We start from the raw sequence: 18,139 nt of genomic DNA on the forward strand, positions 1-18,139 counted from the left end.
AGGCGCCAGCCGTGGCACGATATCTACAACCGGTTTTCCGTCAGCCAAAAAAAAAGCGCCCGCAGGCGCTTTTTTTGTCAGAACAGTTCGTGGGTTTCCCCACCGCCATCGGTAATGGTGGTGCCGACTTCATGAACCGCCTGCTGGGTAGGTTGAGTGCCCTCAATAAAGTACTCAGCGCGGCTGTTACCGCCGCTGGCCAACTGACCGGTACTGCGGTCAATGTTGACCGTAATAATACCCGGCGGCGGCGTAAGCGGTTCTTCCGGTACGCCTTGCAGCACGTTTTTCATAAAGTCATCCCAGGCCGGCTGAGCGCTTTTGGCGCCGCCTTCATAGCCCGATATCTGATCTTTGATTGCCCCGGAGGCGGTGGTGCGGCCAAGGTCGCGACGGTGGTCGTCGAAGCCAATCCATACCGACGTCACCACGCCAGGGCCGTAGCCCGAGAACCACGCATCTTTTGAACTGTTGGTGGTCCCGGTTTTGCCGCCGATATCGTGACGCTGCAGATCGCGGCCCGCTCGCCAGCCGGTACCCATCCAGCCCGGTTCGCCGAAGATATTAGTATTCAGGGCGCTTTTAATCAGGAACGCCAGCGGGGTGTTGATCACGTGCGGCGCATACTCCGGTGCGCCACTTTGCGCCACCAGCGACTGGTTCGCCTGCGCCAGCTGCGACTGCGGAGGAACGCCGGGGTTTTGCGGGTCCTGAGAGGTCGCTACGTCCTCAACGTCTTTGTTCTCGAGCACATTGGACTTCGGCGTATCGCCATAAATCACCGGAATATTGCACTGCGGGCAGGCAATTTTTGGCCGCTCTTCAAAAATGACGCCGCCCTGATCGTTCTCGATTTTGCTGATGAAATAAGGGCTGACCAGGAAACCGCCGTTAGCCATCACCGAATAGCCGCGAGCAACCTGAAGCGGGGTGAAAGACGCGGAGCCCAGCGCCAGCGATTCTGTCCGCACGATGTTCTGCGCCGGGAAGCCGAAGCGCTGGAGATACTCAGCCGCGTAGTCCACGCCCATGGCGCGCATCGCGCGAACCATGACAACGTTCTTTGATTGACCCAGCCCCTGACGCAGGCGGATAGGGCCCGCATACTGCGGCGGGGAGTTTTTTGGCCGCCAGTCGGAGCCGGAGCCGGCATCCCAGCGGGAAATCGGCACATCGTTGAGCATGCTCGCCAGCGTTAAGCCTTTATCCATTGCCGCTGTGTAGAGGAACGGCTTAATGTTAGAACCGACCTGGCGCAGCGCCTGAGTCGCGCGGTTGAACTTGCTCTGGTTGAAATCGAAGCCGCCGACCAGCGCAATGATCGCCCCGTTTTGCGGGTTGATCGATACCAGCGCCGAGTTGACATCAGGCACCTGCGATAGCCACCAGCGGCTACCCACCTGGCGGATCCACACCTGCTGCCCGGCCTGCACCACATCGTTCACTTTACGCGGCGTGGCGCCCTGTTGGGTATCAGAGATAAACCGACGCGCCCAGCGGACGCCTTCCATATTCAGCGACACCGAGGTGCCGTTGCTCATGAGTGCGACGGCTTCCTGCGGGCTTGCCGAAGTGACTACCGCCGGAGAGAGCGGTCCGGTACTCGGGGTTTTTTTCAGGGTATCGAGGATTTTCTGGTTATCCCACGGCGTTTCGCCCACCTTCCACAGCACCTTTTCCGGGCCGCGATAGCCGTGGCGCATATCATAATCCAGCACGTTATTCCGCACCGCCTGCTGGGCTGCCTGCTGATTTTTACGGGTAATGGTGGTGTAGACGCGATAACCGTCTTCATAAGCCTGCTCGCCGTAGCGGCTGACCATTTCCTGACGCACCATTTCGCTAAGATACGGGGAGGAGAAGGCGATTTCCGGCGTATGGTAGCTGGCGTCAATCGTCTGGCTACGCGCTTGATCGTACTGCGACTGCGTGATGTAGCCTTCGCTCAGCATCCGTGAGAGAACAACGTTGCGGCGGGCGGTTGCGCGATCCATGGAGTAGAGCGGGTTAAACGTCGACGGCGCTTTAGGCAGGCCCGCAATGACCGCCATTTCGCTCAGCGTAAGCTGGTCGACGGATTTCCCAAAATAGACCTGCGCGGCCGCGCCGACGCCGTAGGCGCGGTAGCCAAGATAGATTTTGTTCAGGTACAGCTCAAGGATTTCATCTTTATTGAGCAACTGCTCGATGCGGATCGCGAGGAAGGCTTCTTTCACCTTACGCATCAGCGTCTTCTCAGGGCTCAGGAAGAAGTTGCGCGCCAGCTGCTGAGTAATCGTACTGGCGCCCTGCGAGGCGTGGCCGGAGAACATCGCGACGCTGGCCGCGCGGAAAATCCCGACCGGGTCAACGCCATGGTGCTCATAAAAACGGCTATCTTCGGTGGCGATAAACGCTTTTATCAGCTCAGGCGGCATTTGCTGCAGCGTGACGGGAATACGGCGTTTTTCGCCATATTGCGCAATCAGCTCGCCATCCGCGCTATAGACCTGCATCGGGATCTGCAGGCGCACATCCTTCAGGGTTGCGACGTCGGGGAGCTGCGGCTCTATATATTTATAGAGACCAAAAATCGAGCCTGCTCCCAGCAGTACGCAACAGACTGCAAGGATAAAAAGATACTTTACGAACTTCACCGGAGATTTCTCATTTAGTTTTCATTGGGCAGTTTATAAACAAACGCGCAGTAGTATAAAGGCAAGCCTGGAGCATTGATATAGCGAAGCATATCGGCGGATAAGGAGATCGTAGGCATGGCTTTTAGAAACTGGCGCATAGGAATGCATATTCAGCAGGACCATATTGCTATCGTCGCGTTATTACTCGAGCGTTCACGCTGGGCGCTACGTCGCTGGTGGAGTATTCCGCTGATGCCCGGCACCGTGCGGCAGGGCATCGTGGTGGACGTTGAGTCGCTGGCCCGCCAGCTGCAGCCCTGGCGGCGGGAGCTGCCTTTGCAGCATCAGGCGTGTATTGCCTTCCCGGCGGCGCGAACGCTGCAAAAGCAGCTTCCGCGCCCGCAGATTTCATTACGAGAAAGCGAGCAGGCGACCTGGATCGCCAGCGCGATGGCGCAGCAGCTGGAAATGCCCGCGTCATCGCTCTGCGTCGATTATGTGGACGCCAGAGCGGCCGATGGCTGGCGGGTCACCGCCGCGCAGCGCCTGGATATTAACGTCCTCGGCCAGCTGGCGAGCCGCCTTAAGCTGAAGGTGGTCGGAATTGTGCCGGACGCCAGCGCGCTTGGCGCATTTTTCCCCTGGCTGCCCGTCGAGGTTCAGGGGCTGGCGTGGCGTGACGAAGCGAGCTGGCTTTGGGCGACCGCCGATAGCTGGGGATGCTGTCCATGCAGCGACGTACCCTCTTTTCCCGGCCTGGTTTCCCGGGTGAACGCCGGAGAGTTTCGCCTTTGCACCTCTGCCTCGCTCGACGGGCAGAATTTTGACGCATGGAGCGCCATTCATCGCCTGCAGCCCCCGCTCCCGGCCCGTGGCGATAGCTTTACCGTTGCCCTCGGCCTGGCGCTGGGAGCGGGTCAGTCATGAGCCACATCGTTAACTTCCTTCCCTGGCGCGAAACGCGTCGACGGCAACGTCTGCGGATGGCAGGACTGCTGATTGTGGGTTTGCTGCTTATTCTGCTTGCGGCGATCCTCGCCTCACGGCTCAACAAACGGGCCAGCCACTCGCTTGAAACGGCGAGGATAAGCGCTGACGACCTGCTTTATAGCGCATTACAGCAGCGTGAACGCGCCATGCGCCAGCGCCTGCAGCAGCAGGAACAACGGCGCCTGCGCTATCTGCGGCGCGAGAGAACCGCCGCCTGGCAGCCAACGTTACAGGCGATAGCGTCGCGTATGCCGGAGCACGCCTGGTTAACGCTGCTGGAATATCGACAGAATACCCTGGTACTGAGCGGACTCACGTTGCATCTAAAGGGGCTGGCTGAGCTTGAAAAGGCGCTGGGGAGCGTTGCCGGCTTGCGTCCGCCAAAGGCGGGAGAAACGCACCGCGACAGCGAAGGGCGCTGGTTATTTCACTTTTCCATGGCCGAAGAGGACGACAATGCAGTGGGACGTTGAACGTTGGCTGACGGGGCGCAAATATCTGTTCATGATATCCGTCGCTCTGGTCCTCATCGCCGTAATCGGGTTCTGGCTACTGCTGCCTCTCCAGGCAGAAACGTCGGCGGGGCGCTCGCCGCAGGTACAGGCGCAGTGGCGAAAACTGCTGCCGCTGCGTAGCGCTTTACAGACCGCCGGCATGGAGGAAGACGCGACCCAGGTTTTTACGCCTATTGATCTTCCGATTGCCGGGGCGACGCTTATCGCCTGGCGGCCAGGGGGCTCCGCAGGCGAGATGCAGCTGGCGGTTGACTGGCAAGCGGTGCCCGCGCTCTTTTCCTAGCTGGCTCGCTGCGGGATGCGCGCTACGGCTTTCTCCCTGCAGCCGGAAAAGCAGGCGTTACGGTTGACCCTGCATCTGGAGGCGGAAGATGCGCCTTAAATGGTGGTGCTGGCTGCTGTTCCCGCTCCCGCTGCTGGCTGAAGAGCGCGATCCGTTTCAGCCCCCGGTGGACCGCTGCCGGACGGCGCAGCTTAGCCAGTGGCGCTACGGCGGGGCTATCGGCGATTCGCTGGCGCTTATGGGTATCGTGCAGGATAGCGCCGGGAAATGGCGTCGCGTGAGGGCGGAGGCGATTTTGCCCACGGGCTGGCGGGTGACGCGCCTGACGCCAGAGAAAATGACAATATCAACCGGTCCTGGGTGTGAACCCGCACAGTGGGTCTGGCTGCGAAAGGGAATAAAGAATAATGCGATGGACAAGCCTGCTGTTTCTGCTCCTGCCGCTGATGGTCGTCGCGGCCAAAAAGGATCTTCCCGTGTCGCTGGTCGTCGATGATGCGCCGGTGTCTCAGGTACTGCAAACGCTGGCGGAGCTGAAGCAAAAAAATCTCGTGGTGGCTCCTGACGTCAGCGGTACGGTATCTCTTCATCTGAAGGAGGTGCCCTGGTTACAGGCGCTGCGCTCGGTTATCGACAGCGCCGGTCTGGCCCTGACTCAGCAAGGTTCGGTCCTGTACGTGCACACTCAGGCGTGGCAAAAGGCGCAGCGGCTGCAGCTGGAAGCGGAAAAAGCAAAGCGCCTGCAGAATCTTCCTTTGCAGGGGCATAGCGTGACCTTGCATTATGCGGATGCAGAAGATTTAGCGAAGGCGGGTGAAAAACTGCTCAGCGCTCGCGGGCATATGATGGTCGATAAGCGAACCAACCGCCTGTTGATTCGTGATGATGCCCGGCACCTCCCGGCGTTAAAAGCGTGGGCCCGGGAAATGGATGTGCCCGTCGGCCAGGTTGAGCTGGCGGCGCACATCGTTTCAATGAGCGAAACCAGCCTGCGCGAACTGGGCGTTAAGTGGAGCCTGGCCGACGCCAGCAGCCCGCCGGGCTCAGGTAAATTAACCACCTTGAGCAGCAACCTGGCGGTAGGGGATGCCAGCACGAGGGCCGGGTTTAACATCGGCCGCATCAGCGGGCGGCTTCTGGAGCTGGAACTTTCCGCGCTTGAGCAGAAGCAGCAGGTGGACATTATCGCCAGCCCTCGGCTGTTGGCTTCCCATATGCAGCCCGCCAGCATTAAGCAGGGCAGCGAGATACCTTATCAGGTCTCCAGCGGCGAAAGCGGGGCGACCTCCGTTGAGTTTAAAGAGGCGGTGCTGGGGATGGAGGTGACGCCGACGGTGCTGCATCACGATCGCGTGCGTTTAAAACTCAGGATTAGCGAAAATACGCCGGGCCAGGTGCTCAAACAGGAAAATGGTGAAGCGCTGGCTATCGATAAACAAGAAATAGAAACGCAGGTTGAAATGAAAAGCGGCGAGACCCTGGCGTTAGGCGGCATCTTTGCGCAGAAAAATAAAACGTCTCGCGATGGTATTCCTCTCCTTAGCGACATCCCCTGGCTTGGTCAGTTATTTCGCCGTGACGGTAAGGATAACGAACGACGTGAACTGGTTGTCTTCATCACTCCACGTATTCTGGCAGTGCATTAAGCGGGTTTTTCATGCTAAACACGTTTCAGGTGTTTGACGTGAGGACGGATTTAGCATACAAGGGGTACCGATTTGAGAGTCGGGTACGACATCAATCCTCCCTTTCTTGTCCGGTGATTTATTCTGTTGCCAAACCAGCCGGAGTATTGAGATAATTTTTAGTCTGACTCTCGCTCTAATTGCATATGAGGTTTCAGTTCATGTCCTGCTGCGCTGGGTGTCTGCGAAGCGGGTTTACCATTAACGAATAGTCTTAGTAGTACCGAAAAAATGGCAGAGAAACGCAATATCTTTCTGGTTGGGCCTATGGGTGCCGGCAAAAGCACTATTGGGCGCCAGTTAGCCCAACAGCTCAACATGGAATTTTACGATTCCGATCAAGAAATTGAGAAACGCACTGGCGCAGATGTGGGTTGGGTCTTTGATGTAGAAGGCGAAGACGGCTTCCGCGACCGTGAAGAAAAAATCATCAATGAGTTGACGGAAAAACAGGGAATCGTGCTGGCAACTGGCGGTGGCTCTGTAAAATCCCGTGAAACGCGTAACCGTCTCTCCGCCCGCGGCGTGGTGGTCTACCTGGAAACAACTATCGAAAAGCAGCTTGCCCGTACGCAGCGCGATAAAAAGCGTCCTTTGCTGCAGGTTGATGCTCCGCCTCGCGAAGTACTGGAAGCGCTGGCGGATGAACGCAATCCGCTGTACGAAGAGATTGCAGATGTCACTATCCGCACTGACGATCAAAGCGCGAAAGTGGTAGCAAACCAGATTATTCATATGCTGGAAAGCAACTGATTCTGGCTTAATAAAGTGCGTCAGAGTAAAAGCAACTGAGGTGGACGTCGCGTTATGGAGAGGCTTACTGTAACCCTCGGGGAACGTAGTTACCCGATTACCATCGCGGCTGGTTTGTTTAACGATCCAGCTTCCTTCCTGCCACTGAAATCAGGCGACCAGGTCATGCTGGTCACCAATGAAACGCTGGCGCCGCTTTATCTGGATACCGTACGCTCCGTACTTGAGCAAGCGGGCGTAAAAGTCGATAGCGTGATTCTTCCCGACGGCGAGCAGTTTAAAAGCCTGGCGGTGATGGATACCGTTTTTACCGCGCTATTGCAAAAACCACACGGCCGCGACACGACGTTAGTGGCGCTCGGCGGTGGGGTGATTGGTGATTTAACGGGATTTGCAGCGGCCAGCTACCAGCGTGGCGTGCGCTTTATTCAGGTTCCTACCACTCTGCTGTCGCAGGTGGATTCTTCGGTCGGCGGCAAAACGGCCGTCAACCATCCTCTCGGCAAAAACATGATTGGCGCCTTCTGGCAGCCGGTTTCTGTTGTTGTCGATCTTAACTGTCTCAAAACGCTGCCGAAGCGTGAGCTCTCTTCCGGCCTGGCTGAAGTGATCAAGTACGGCGTTATTCTTGACGGCGAATTTTTCGACTGGCTGGAAAATAATATTGATGCATTGCTGGCGCTGGATGAAAAAGCGATGGCGTACTGTATCCGTCGCTGCTGTGAGCTGAAAGCTGAAGTTGTCGCCGCCGACGAGCGCGAAACCGGGTTACGTGCTTTACTCAATCTTGGCCATACTTTTGGTCATGCTATCGAAGCTGAGATGGGCTACGGTAATTGGTTACATGGTGAAGCGGTCGCTGCCGGTATGGTGATGGCGGCGCGTGCATCCGAACGTCTGGGGCGGTTTAATCCGCAGGATACGCAGCGCATTATTCATCTGCTGCAGCGTGCTGGCTTGCCGGTAAGTGGCCCGCAGGAGATGGCAGCAGAGGCGTATTTGCCCCATATGATGCGTGATAAAAAGGTGCTGGCGGGCGAGATGCGGCTGGTGCTACCCCTCGCGATAGGGAAGAGCGAGATACGCGGCGGAGTCCCGCATGATGTTGTTCTTGGCGCGATTGCTGATACTCAGCAGGCGCAACAATAAGAAGGTCTGGCCGCGTTCGCGCGGCGTTATCATTTCGGGTGACGTGCAATAGTCGTGAGCATAAGCCTTTTAGTGGGGTGTTAAATGGATGAATTAAAACCAGAAGACGATATGAAAGCCGATCGCAGCGATCGTCGTACTGGTCGTTCTCGTCAGTCTTCAGAGCGTGATGCCGATCCGCAAATCAATTTTGATGATGTCGAACTTGATGATGCTGACGATGGTCGCCCGACGCGCGGCAGCAAAGCACGCCGTGAGCGCGATGAAGAACAGTATGAAGAGTACGAAGAAGAAGTAGAGTCTGACGAAGACGATGACGAAGAGCGTCAGGTTGAGCGTCGTCCTCGTAAGCGTAAGAAGGCGCCTGCGAAACCGGCTTCCCGTCAGTACATCATGATGGGCGTGGGGATCCTCGTTCTGCTGCTGCTGATCGTTGGCGTGGGTTCCGCGCTGAAATCACCATCCTCATCCAGCGAGCAAACGGCTTCCGGCGAGAAGAGCATCAACCTGTCCGGCGAGCAGGACAATAATAATACCCAGCCTGCTGCTCAGGATTCATCAGCGGCAAACAACGCGCAGCCGCAGGATGTTTCTCTGCCGCCTATCGCGTCTAACCCGACTCAAGGTCAGGCGACGGCTGAACCCCAAGGCCAGCAGCGCGTTGAGGTTCAGGGCGATCTGAACAATGCGCTGACCCAGCAGCAGGGTCAGATTGATAGCGCGGTCGCGAATTCTACTCTGCCAACTGAACCAGCCACCGTTGCGCCAGTGCGCAATGGCACCGCGGCCCCGCGCCAGGCGACGACAGAGCGTCAGACGGCGGCGACACCGCGCCCGGCGGAGCGTAAGCATACGGTTATCGAACCGAAACCGCAGGCCACGGCGAAAGCGCCGACCCAGCCGAAGCCGGCAGCGGTCCAGCCTAAGCGTGTCGAAAACGTCGCGACCACGGCGCCGGCAGCCGCGCAGCCGACTAAGCCTGCCGCAACTGCCCAGGCCAAACCAGCCGCGACTACCGCGCCTGCTGCGACCGCGACCACCGCGCCAGCAGTAACTGCCGCTGCCGCTCCGGCTGCTACGGCCGCTGCGGGTAAAAGTGCGGGTGACGTCAGTTCGATGAAATCTGCGCCGTCTGGTCATTACACGCTGCAGCTCAGCAGCTCTTCTAACTACAACAACCTCAACAGTTGGGCGAAGAAAGAGAAGCTGGAAAAATATGTTGTCTATGAGACTACGCGTAACGGTCAGCCCTGGTATGTCCTGGTGAGCGGCATCTACGCTTCGAAAGATGAAGCGAAACGTGCTGTTGCTACGCTGCCAGCAGATGTACAGGCAAAAAATCCGTGGGCAAAACCGCTGCATCAGGTTCAGTCTGACCTGAAATAATGCCGCAGTGTAGTCTGAAGCGCAGGATGCTGTCGGAGCTTTCTCCACAGCCGGAGAATGTGTAATTAGTTAGGCAGCATGAAAAAGAATCGCGCTTTTCTGAAATGGGCAGGGGGTAAATACCCCCTGCTTGACGATATTAAGAAGCATTTGCCGCAGGGCGACTGCTTGATTGAGCCTTTTGTGGGCGCCGGGTCGGTATTTCTGAATACCGACTTTTCTCGTTATATCCTCGCTGATATCAATAGTGATTTGATTAGTCTGTATAACATCGTCAAGCTGCGTACCGATGACTATGTTACGGCGGCGCGTGAGATGTTTACGCCAGAGAACAACGTCGCAGAGCAGTATTATCGGTTCCGTGATGAGTTCAACCAGAGTCAGGAGCCGCTGCGTCGCGCGGTGCTGTTCCTGTATCTGAATCGTCATGGCTACAATGGCCTGTGTCGCTACAATCTGCGCGGTGAGTTTAACGTGCCGTTTGGTCGCTATAAGAAGCCCTATTTTCCCGAAGCTGAGCTGTATCATTTCGCGGAGAAGGCGCAGCATGCAGAGTTTCATTGTGAATCTTATGAAGAGTGCATGAAGCGGGCAGATAATCGCTCCGTTGTTTACTGCGATCCGCCCTATGCGCCGCTGTCATCAACGGCGAATTTTACGGCTTATCATACGAATAGCTTTAGCCAGGAGCAGCAGGAGCTGCTGGCCAAAAAGGCGGAATCGCTGATGAAAAAGCGCATTCCAGTGCTGATTTCAAACCATCGCACGCCGCTCACTGAGGAGTGGTACAAAAACGCCGCTGAGACGCATATTGTGAAGGTTCGACGCAGCATCAGCAGCAACGGTGGTACACGTAAGAAGGTGGACGAGCTTCTGGCTCTGTACCGTCCGCCCAAGACCAAATAAATTTCAAGGAGATGCGGATGAAGCAGTATTTGATTGCCCCTTCGATTCTGTCGGCTGATTTTGCCCGTCTGGGCGAGGATACCGCCAATGCGTTGGCTGCGGGTGCGGATGTTGTGCACTTTGACGTGATGGACAACCACTACGTGCCGAATCTGACCATTGGTCCGATGGTGCTTAAATCACTGCGAAATTACGGTATCACCGCGCCGATTGATGTGCATTTGATGGTCAAGCCCGTTGACCGCATCGTTCCTGATTTTGCCGCCGCGGGCGCCAGCATCATTACTTTCCATCCGGAAGCTTCTGAACACGTTGACCGCACGCTGCAGCTTATCAAAGAGCACGGCTGTAAAGCCGGTCTGGTGTTTAACCCGGCCACTTCCCTGAGCTACCTCGACTACGTGATGGATAAGCTGGATGTCATCCTGCTGATGTCCGTCAACCCAGGCTTTGGCGGTCAGTCTTTTATTCCGCACACCCTGGAAAAACTGCGTGAAGTTCGTCGTCGCATTGATGAATCTGGCTACGACATCCGTCTGGAAGTCGACGGCGGCGTAAAAGTCAGCAATATCGCTGAGATTGCCGCAGCCGGTGCGGATATGTTTGTTGCCGGATCGGCCATTTTCGATCAGCCTGACTACAAAAAAGTGGTCGATCAAATGCGTAGCGAATTAGCAAAGGTTAGCCATGGATAAGTTACAAAATATTCGCGGCGTGGCGTTCGATCTCGACGGGACGCTGGTAGACAGCGCGCCGGGATTGACCGCTGCCGTTGATAACGCCCTGTATGCGCTGGAACTGCCGATGGCGGGCGAAGAGCGCGTCGTGACCTGGATTGGCAACGGCGCTGACGTTCTGATCCAGCGGGCTCTGACCTGGGCCCGTCAGGAGCGCGCGGCGCTGAGAGCGGCGCAGGGTAAACCTTCCGTCGATCATGACGATATCCCGCAGGCTGAACAGCAGGCCATTTTGCGCAAGCTGTTCGATCGCTACTATGGCGAAGTGGCGGAAGAGGGGAGCTTTTTGTTTCCCGCCGTTGCCGATACGCTGGGCGCGCTGCACGCAAAGGGTCTGCCGCTGGCGCTGGTAACCAATAAACCGACGCCGTTTGTCGCGCCGATTCTGGCGTCGCTGGATATCGCGAAATATTTTACCGTTGTTATCGGCGGCGATGATGTAAAAAACAAAAAACCGCACCCGGAACCGCTGCTTCTGGTCGCGGAGAAACTGGGGCTGGCACCCGCGGATCTGCTGTTCGTTGGCGACTCGCGCAACGATATTCAGGCCGCGAAGGCCGCGGGCTGCAGCTCGATCGGCCTGACCTACGGCTACAACTACGGCGAGCCGATTTCGCTGAGCGAGCCGGATTATATCTTTGACCAATTTAATGAACTCTTGCCCGCTTTCGGGCTACCGTACAGTGAAACTCAGGAATAAAAAATGACTAAGCCCATCGTTTTTAGTGGCGCACAGCCCTCCGGTGAATTGACCATTGGCAACTATATGGGTGCGCTGCGTCAGTGGGTAAACATGCAGGACGATTACCACTGCATTTACTGCATCGTTGACCAGCACGCGATTACCGTTCGTCAGGACCCGCAGCAGCTGCGTAAGGCCACGCTGGACACGCTGGCACTGTATCTGGCGTGCGGTATCGACCCGCAAAAAAGCACCATCTTCGTTCAGTCCCACGTGCCGGAGCACGCGCAGCTCGGCTGGGCGCTGAACTGCTACACCTATTTCGGCGAACTGAGCCGTATGACCCAGTTTAAAGACAAGTCATCGCGCTATGCGGAAAACATTAACGCCGGTCTGTTTGACTATCCGGTACTGATGGCTGCCGACATTCTGCTGTATCAGACTAACCAGGTCCCGGTTGGCGAAGACCAGAAACAGCACCTGGAGCTGAGCCGCGATGTCGCCCAGCGTTTCAACGCTATCTACGGCGACGTGTTTAAAGTGCCGGAACCGTTTATTCCAAAATCCGGCGCGCGCGTGATGTCGCTGCTGGAGCCGACTAAAAAGATGTCCAAGTCAGATGATAACCGCAACAACGTTATCGGCCTGCTGGAAGACCCGAAATCGGTGGTGAAGAAGATCAAACGCGCGGTCACCGACTCCGACGAGCCGCCGGTTGTTCGCTACGACATCCAGAACAAAGCGGGCGTCTCCAACCTGCTGGATATCCTCTCTGCCGTTACCGGCCAGAGCATTCCAGAGCTGGAGCAGCATTTTGAAGGCAAAATGTACGGTCACCTGAAGGGCGAAGTGGCTGAAGCCGTTTCCGGCATGCTGACCGAACTGCAGGAGCGCTATCACCGATTCCGCGGTGATGAAGCATTCCTCAATCAGGTCATGAAAGAGGGTGCGGAGAAAGCCAGCGCTCGCGCTTCCGTTACCCTGAAAGCGGTTTACGAAGCGATTGGTTTCGTCGCTAAGCCCTGAGCAATTTGCTGGTCTCAGCGCAATAAAAAGCCGGGTGCAATGCATCCGGCTTTTTAATTTGTGAGCGGTTTTGAGCTACATCAGCCTCATTAATGGTTGGAGAACCAGTTTAGCTTATCGCGCAGGCCGACCACGCGGCCGACAATAATTAGCGCCGGGCTGGCCATTTGCTGGGCCAGAATATCCAATTGCTCTAACGTGCCGGTGACAACCTTCTGCGTTATCGCCGTTCCGTTTTCAACGATGGCTGCGGGCATATCCGCCGCCATGCCGTGGGCAATCAGTTTTTCCCGGATCGCCGGGGCCTGGTTCAGGCCCATATAAAACACCAGGGTTTGCTTTTCAACCGCCAGGTTTTCCCAGTCCAGCTCGCCGCCGGTCTTGAGGTGGCCGGTAACCAGGCGCACGCCCTGGGCAAAATCCCGGTGGGTCAGGGGAATGCCCGAGTAGGCGGAACAGCCTGAGGCCGCGGTAATTCCCGGTACAACGGAGAACGGAATACCGGCATGGCACAAGGTTTCCAGCTCTTCGCCGCCGCGGCCAAAGATAAACGGATCGCCGCCTTTCAGTCGTACAACGCGTTTCCCCCCCTGGGCTTCGCGCAGCAGAATCTGGTTAATCTCTTCCTGCGGTACGCAGTGGTAGCCCGAGCGTTTACCCACGAAGACCCGGTCGGCATCGCGGCGCACCAGATTCATGATATCGTCGGAGACCAGGCGGTCATAAACCACGACATCGGCCTGCTGTATTTGCTGCAGGCCTTTGAGGGTCAGCAGTCCGGCGTCGCCGGGGCCGGCGCCCACCAGTACCACTTCACCGCGATGATCCAGCGGCTCGGTCAGCAGCTGCTCCGTGGCGTCAGCGACGGCCTGGCGGTCCTCGTTGGCCAGCGACTGCGCCAGCCTGTCGTTAACAAACAGTTTCTCCCAAAAGCGTCGGCGCTCGCCGACGGTGGCAAACTGTTTCTTTACTCTTGAGCGCAGCTGACCTGCGTAGTGGGCCAGCTGGCCTAAATGCAGCGGTAAAACTGATTCCAGCTTTTCGCGCAGCAGGCGCGCCAGAACCGGCGAGGTGCCGCCGGATGAGACGGCCACCATCAGCGGCGAGCGGTCGATAATCGACGGCATAATAAAGCTGGCCTGCTGAGGGGCGTCGACCACGTTACAAAATATTCGCCTTTCTTCCGCTGACGCGCTGACTCGTTGATTAACCGCTTCGTTGTCGGTTGCGGCAATGGCCAGCCAGCAGTTATCCAGCAGAGCAGGATTAAACTCGCCCTGAACCAGGGTCAGCATGTTTGCATCGGCCCATACCTGGAATTGCGGCACAAAATCCAGGGCATTGACCGTTAATCTGGCGCCAGCGTCCAGTAACAGGCGAGCTTTACGTTCAGCCACATCGCCGCCGCCGACTAACAGGCAGTCGCGATCGCGTAATTGGCAAAATATAGGCAAATGGTCCACGACATTCCCTCTTAATTATTGGCAGCAGCCTTAGAATCTGGCTATCAGGCTATCTTATTTATCAGGTTGAACCTGGGCAATGTTCAACCTGCCTGCACCGATTACGTCTACTGAGCCAGACTCTTAGTCTCGTTAGTTTTTTCCGGGGCGGGGCGCTCCGATTGCGGCGTAGCATACCAATAACCCAATCCCATAAATACGACACCGGACAAAGTATTGCCGAGTGTTACCCATAACAGATTGTGACCGATTCCCGCAAGCGTGTAGGCATCGCTATGATGGCCAAACCAGGAGAGGGCGAACAGCGTCATATTCGCGACGGAGTGCTCATAGCCGGACGCGATAAACGCCAGCAGACACCACCAGATAGCAATAAATTTTGCCGCGCCTTCGGTACGGATTGCCATCCAGATCGCCAGACACACCAGCCAGTTACACAGTGCGCCTTTGAAAAAGAGCGCCATCGCGGATTGGCTGGTTTTTGCCAGCGCGACGGTGTGGACGAGGCTGGTATCGACCGGCAGCAGGCTGCCGCCGCCCCAGCTATACAGCAGCGCCACGAAAACGGAACCCGCAAGGTTACCCATCCAGGTTTGCGGCAGAATCGCCCACATCTGCCCCTGGCTGATGGTCCCCGCCTTCACGCCCAGGGTCAGGAACATGGTGTGGCCAGTGAACAATTCAGAGCCGGCGATAATCACCAGCGTTAACGCAATGCCAAAGGTGGCGCCCATCACCAGCGGGCGAACGGCAGGGTCGAGCAGGTTGCCGAGGGTGAATATAAGAATGATGCCGAGGCCGACGTAGGCGCCCGCCATCATGGCGCTGACCCAGAAGCTGAGTGGATGATTGGCCGAGAGGCGCGCAATGCGCCCGGCGTTGGCCGCGCACTTGTTTATTGTGTCCGTAAACATAGGAGTTCCTTTAGCACCTCATCCCTTGCGCTGGCTCTTGGTTAGCTGCCTTCGCGATGCAGTACAAATGACGTTGTGCCATCAATTGAAGAAAAAAATGCAAAAAAAGGGAGGCGTTGCGCCTCCCATAAAGTGATTAACCGCGTAGCTGCACGACGCCGTCTTTCACTCGGGCTTCATAGTGCGCCACCGAATGGCTTTCATCTTCCATACACAGGCCGTCGCGCAGGCGGAAGCGCTGCTTTTTCAGCGGACTGGCCACCCACAGTTCGCCCTGATGCTCGGCGATCAGGCCGCGAGACAGGACGCTGGATTCAAAGAACGGGTCGATATTGCTAATCGCAAACACCTGGTCGCCGTGATAGGGGCGGAAAATCGCCACCTGTTTGTCGCCTAACAGCGCGCAGACGCCGGTTTCCGGCAAGATGTCATCGAGTTTGCAGATGTTTTTCCACTGGCTCATGCGTTTTCCTCCACCAGAGTTACCGGGATACGTTCGTAGGGCGCGGCCGGGCGATGCTGTTCACGCTCAGGGACCACCTGGACGTTCGGATCGCGCTTATCGCTGTTGATGAAGTGTTTAAAGCGCACCTGGGCCGCTGGGGTGTTAACGGTTTCCGTCCACTCGCAGACTACCGCTTCACGCAGGCGGGCCATCTCTTCTTCCAGATGTTCGTTCAGGCCCAGCTTGTCGTCGATGATGACCGACTTCAGATAATCGATGCCGCCTTCCAGGTTATCCAGCCACGGCGCGGTACGGGTCAGTTTGTCGGCGGTACGGATATAGAACATCATGAAGCGGTCGAGGTATTTCATCAGCGTTTCGCGGTCAAGATCCGCTGCCAGCAGATCCGCGTGGCGCGGCTTCATGCCGCCGTTGCCGCAGACGTAAAGGTTCCAGCCTTTCTCAGTGGCGATGATGCCGACGTCTTTACCCTGGGCTTCCGCACATTCGCGGGTACAGCCGGAGACGCCAAACTTCATTTTATGCGGCGTACGAATGCCTTTGTAGCGGTTTTCCAGCTCGACGCCGAAACCCACGCTGTCGCCTACGCCGTAGCGGCACCAGGTGCTGCCTACGCAGGTTTTCGCCATCCGCAGCGCCTTGGTATACGCGTGACCGGTTTCGAAGCCCGCGTCGATCAACTGACGCCAGATTTCCGGCAGATCGTCTTTTTGCGCGCCGAACAGGCCGATACGCTGAGAGCCGGTGATCTTGGTGTACAGATTAAATTCGCGGGCGATACGGCCGACGGCCACCAGGCCTTCCGGCGTGATTTCGCCGCCCGCAGAGCGCGGGATAACGGAGTAGGTGCCGTCTTTCTGGATGTTGGCCAGGAAGTTGTCGTTGGTATCCTGCAGCGGGGTATGCTGCGGCTTGAGGATATATTCGTTCCAGCAGGAAGCCAGCAGCGAGCCCACGGTCGGTTTACACACTTCGCAGCCGTAGCCTTTACCGTGTTTCGCCAGCAGCTCTTCAAAGGTTTTGATGCCTTCCACCCGGATGAGGTGGAACAGTTCCTGACGGGAGTACGCAAAGTGCTCGCACAGGTTATTGTTGACTTCGATGCCCTGTTTCGCCAGTTCGGCGTTGAGCACCTGAGTCACCAGCGGGATACAGCCACCGCAGCCGGTACCGGCTTTGGTTTCCGCCTTCAGCGCCGCCACCGTGTGGCAGCCTTTATTAATAGCGGCAATCAATGCGCCCTTGGTGACGTCAAAGCAGGAGCAAATTTGTGCGCTGTCCGGCAGTTTATCGACGCCGATGGACGGCTTACCGCTGCCCGCGTGCGCTGGGAGGATCAGCGAGTCCGGGTTTTCCGGCAGTTCGATAGCGTTCAGCACCAGCTGCAGCAGGTTGCCGTAATCGCTGGTATCGCCCACCAGCACCGCGCCGAGCAGGGTCTTGTTGTCAGGGCTGACGATAAGGCGTTTGTAGACCTCTTTGCTTTCGTCGAGGTAAACGTAGCTGCGCGCGCCCGGCGTACGACCGTGAGCGTCGCCAATGCCGCCGACGTCAACGCCCAGCAGCTTCAGCTTGGCGCTAAGATCCGCGCCCTCAAAGGCGTTTTCGGTCTGGAGGATATGGTCAACGGTAACCTGAGCCATTTTGTAGCCCGGGGCGACCAGGCCGTAAACGCGGTTGTTCCAGCTGGCGCATTCACCGATGGCGTAGATATCCGGGTCAGAGGTCTGGCAGGCGTCGTTAATCACGATGCCGCCGCGCGGAGCGACTTCCAGACCGCACTGGGTGGCCAGCTTATCGCGCGGGCGGATACCGGTAGAGAAGACGATAAAGTCGACTTCCAGCTCGCTGCCGTCGGCAAAACGCATGGTTTTACGCGCTTCGGTACCTTCCTGAACGATCTCTTTGGTGTTTTTGCTGGTGTGCACCCGCACGCCCATGCTTTCAATCTTACGGCGCAGCTGTTCGCCACCCATCTGATCCAGCTGTTCCGCCATCAGCATGGGGGCGAATTCAATCACGTGGGTCTCAACGCCGAGGTTTTTTAGCGCGCCCGCGGCTTCGAGGCCTAACAGACCGCCGCCGACGACGGCGCCGCGCTTGCTGCGGCGGGCGCAGGCTTCAATCGCGTTCAGGTCTTCAATGGTGCGATAAACAAAGCAGTCCTGAGTTTCAGAACCTTTTATCGGCGGGATCCACGGATAGGAGCCGGTTGCCATAATCAGCTTGTCATAGAAAACGGTACGGCCCGCGCTGGAGTGAATAACCTTCTCCTGGCGGTTGATGGTGATGGCGCGTTCGCCGACCAGCACCTTAACGCCGTGCTTCTCGTAGAAACCTTCCCGTACCAAAGAGAGTTCTTCGGCGGTATGGTGAGAGAAGTAGGAGGAGAGGTGCACGCGGTCGTAGGCGATACGGGGTTCTTCACAGAAGACGGTAATATCGAACAGGCTGGCGTCGGATTTATCAAGAAGGTCCTCAATAAAGCGGTGGCCGACCATACCATTACCAATGATAGCGAGTCTGACTTTGCTCATTTTTGCCTCGATTTCTTTTATATTACCGC

At 57.1% G+C, this 18,139-nt stretch carries 17 protein-coding genes; 12 read left to right on the forward strand and 5 right to left on the reverse strand.

Features of this window, described 5'->3' with window-relative positions; all coding sequences use genetic code 11:
- Positions 1 to 77: 77 nt before the first annotated feature.
- On the reverse strand, positions 78 to 2,636 hold the full coding sequence (gene mrcA / locus SIK97_RS09840; RefSeq protein WP_032751545.1) for a peptidoglycan glycosyltransferase/peptidoglycan DD-transpeptidase MrcA: 2,559 nt from the start codon (positions 2,634 to 2,636) through the stop codon (positions 78 to 80).
- 117 nt (positions 2,637 to 2,753) lie between these two features.
- Here mrcA and SIK97_RS09845 point away from each other — a divergent pair, with 117 nt between their 5' ends.
- The 12 genes from SIK97_RS09845 (at position 2,754) to trpS (ending at position 12,730) form a co-directional block, all read left to right on the forward strand.
- The gene (locus SIK97_RS09845; protein ID WP_032751542.1) at positions 2,754 to 3,545 is read left to right on the forward strand and encodes a hypothetical protein; all 792 of its coding nucleotides are present in this window, start codon (positions 2,754 to 2,756) and stop codon (positions 3,543 to 3,545) included.
- The gene (locus tag SIK97_RS09850) at positions 3,542 to 4,081 is read left to right on the forward strand and encodes a PilN domain-containing protein (protein WP_014227060.1); all 540 of its coding nucleotides are present in this window, start codon (positions 3,542 to 3,544) and stop codon (positions 4,079 to 4,081) included. The genes SIK97_RS09845 and SIK97_RS09850 overlap by 4 nt, the downstream gene beginning before the upstream one ends.
- Entirely contained in the window at positions 4,065 to 4,406 is a 342-nt protein-coding gene (locus tag SIK97_RS09855) for a hypothetical protein (RefSeq protein WP_413614540.1), read from the forward strand. Before SIK97_RS09850 ends, SIK97_RS09855 begins: the two co-directional genes overlap by 17 nt.
- Positions 4,407 to 4,494: 88 nt before the next feature.
- A complete protein-coding gene (locus SIK97_RS09860) occupies positions 4,495 to 4,902 on the forward strand; it encodes a HofP DNA utilization family protein (protein ID WP_014839685.1) in 408 nt (135 codons plus the stop codon).
- On the forward strand, positions 4,811 to 6,052 hold the full coding sequence (hofQ, locus tag SIK97_RS09865; protein ID WP_162934534.1) for a DNA uptake porin HofQ: 1,242 nt from the start codon (positions 4,811 to 4,813) through the stop codon (positions 6,050 to 6,052). The genes SIK97_RS09860 and hofQ overlap by 92 nt, the downstream gene beginning before the upstream one ends.
- Before the next feature lie 270 nt (positions 6,053 to 6,322).
- Positions 6,323 to 6,844, forward strand: coding sequence for a shikimate kinase AroK (gene aroK / locus SIK97_RS09870; RefSeq protein ID WP_004106441.1), 522 nt, complete (start codon positions 6,323 to 6,325; stop codon positions 6,842 to 6,844).
- A gap of 54 nt (positions 6,845 to 6,898) precedes the next feature.
- Positions 6,899 to 7,993, forward strand: a complete 1,095-nt coding sequence (aroB, locus tag SIK97_RS09875; protein ID WP_004854923.1) for a 3-dehydroquinate synthase — start codon at positions 6,899 to 6,901, stop codon at positions 7,991 to 7,993.
- A gap of 84 nt (positions 7,994 to 8,077) precedes the next feature.
- Entirely contained in the window at positions 8,078 to 9,379 is a 1,302-nt protein-coding gene (damX, locus tag SIK97_RS09880; protein WP_032751538.1) for a cell division protein DamX, read from the forward strand.
- Positions 9,380 to 9,457: 78 nt separating this feature from the next.
- The gene (gene dam / locus SIK97_RS09885) at positions 9,458 to 10,285 is read left to right on the forward strand and encodes an adenine-specific DNA-methyltransferase (protein ID WP_025107840.1); all 828 of its coding nucleotides are present in this window, start codon (positions 9,458 to 9,460) and stop codon (positions 10,283 to 10,285) included.
- 17 nt (positions 10,286 to 10,302) lie between these two features.
- Positions 10,303 to 10,980 carry a ribulose-phosphate 3-epimerase gene (gene rpe / locus SIK97_RS09890; protein ID WP_004126039.1) on the forward strand — a complete coding sequence of 226 codons (678 nt, stop codon included), beginning with the start codon at positions 10,303 to 10,305 and terminating at the stop codon, positions 10,978 to 10,980.
- The gene (gph, locus tag SIK97_RS09895; protein ID WP_025107839.1) at positions 10,973 to 11,722 is read left to right on the forward strand and encodes a phosphoglycolate phosphatase; all 750 of its coding nucleotides are present in this window, start codon (positions 10,973 to 10,975) and stop codon (positions 11,720 to 11,722) included. The genes rpe and gph overlap by 8 nt, the downstream gene beginning before the upstream one ends.
- A 3-nt stretch (positions 11,723 to 11,725) precedes the next feature.
- Positions 11,726 to 12,730: a tryptophan--tRNA ligase gene (gene trpS, locus SIK97_RS09900; RefSeq protein WP_004854910.1), complete on the forward strand. Its 1,005-nt coding sequence runs from the start codon at positions 11,726 to 11,728 to the stop codon at positions 12,728 to 12,730.
- A gap of 89 nt (positions 12,731 to 12,819) precedes the next feature.
- On the opposite strand, the gene cysG is transcribed toward trpS, so the two are convergent.
- From cysG to nirB, 4 genes are all read right to left on the reverse strand, one after another.
- Entirely contained in the window at positions 12,820 to 14,193 is a 1,374-nt protein-coding gene (gene cysG / locus SIK97_RS09905) for a siroheme synthase CysG (RefSeq protein ID WP_004854905.1), read from the reverse strand.
- 107 nt (positions 14,194 to 14,300) lie between these two features.
- Entirely contained in the window at positions 14,301 to 15,107 is an 807-nt protein-coding gene (gene nirC / locus SIK97_RS09910) for a nitrite transporter NirC (protein ID WP_032751537.1), read from the reverse strand.
- A 136-nt stretch (positions 15,108 to 15,243) separates the two neighbouring features.
- The gene (nirD, locus tag SIK97_RS09915; protein ID WP_004854898.1) at positions 15,244 to 15,570 is read right to left on the reverse strand and encodes a nitrite reductase small subunit NirD; all 327 of its coding nucleotides are present in this window, start codon (positions 15,568 to 15,570) and stop codon (positions 15,244 to 15,246) included.
- Entirely contained in the window at positions 15,567 to 18,110 is a 2,544-nt protein-coding gene (gene nirB, locus SIK97_RS09920) for an NADPH-nitrite reductase large subunit (protein WP_057173348.1), read from the reverse strand. The genes nirD and nirB overlap by 4 nt, the downstream gene beginning before the upstream one ends.
- Between the last annotated feature and the right edge of the window lie 29 nt (positions 18,111 to 18,139).

The sequence above is a fragment of the Klebsiella sp. JN_Kp126 genome, from assembly GCF_033843325.1.
Classification (GTDB): domain Bacteria; phylum Pseudomonadota; class Gammaproteobacteria; order Enterobacterales; family Enterobacteriaceae; genus Klebsiella; species Klebsiella michiganensis.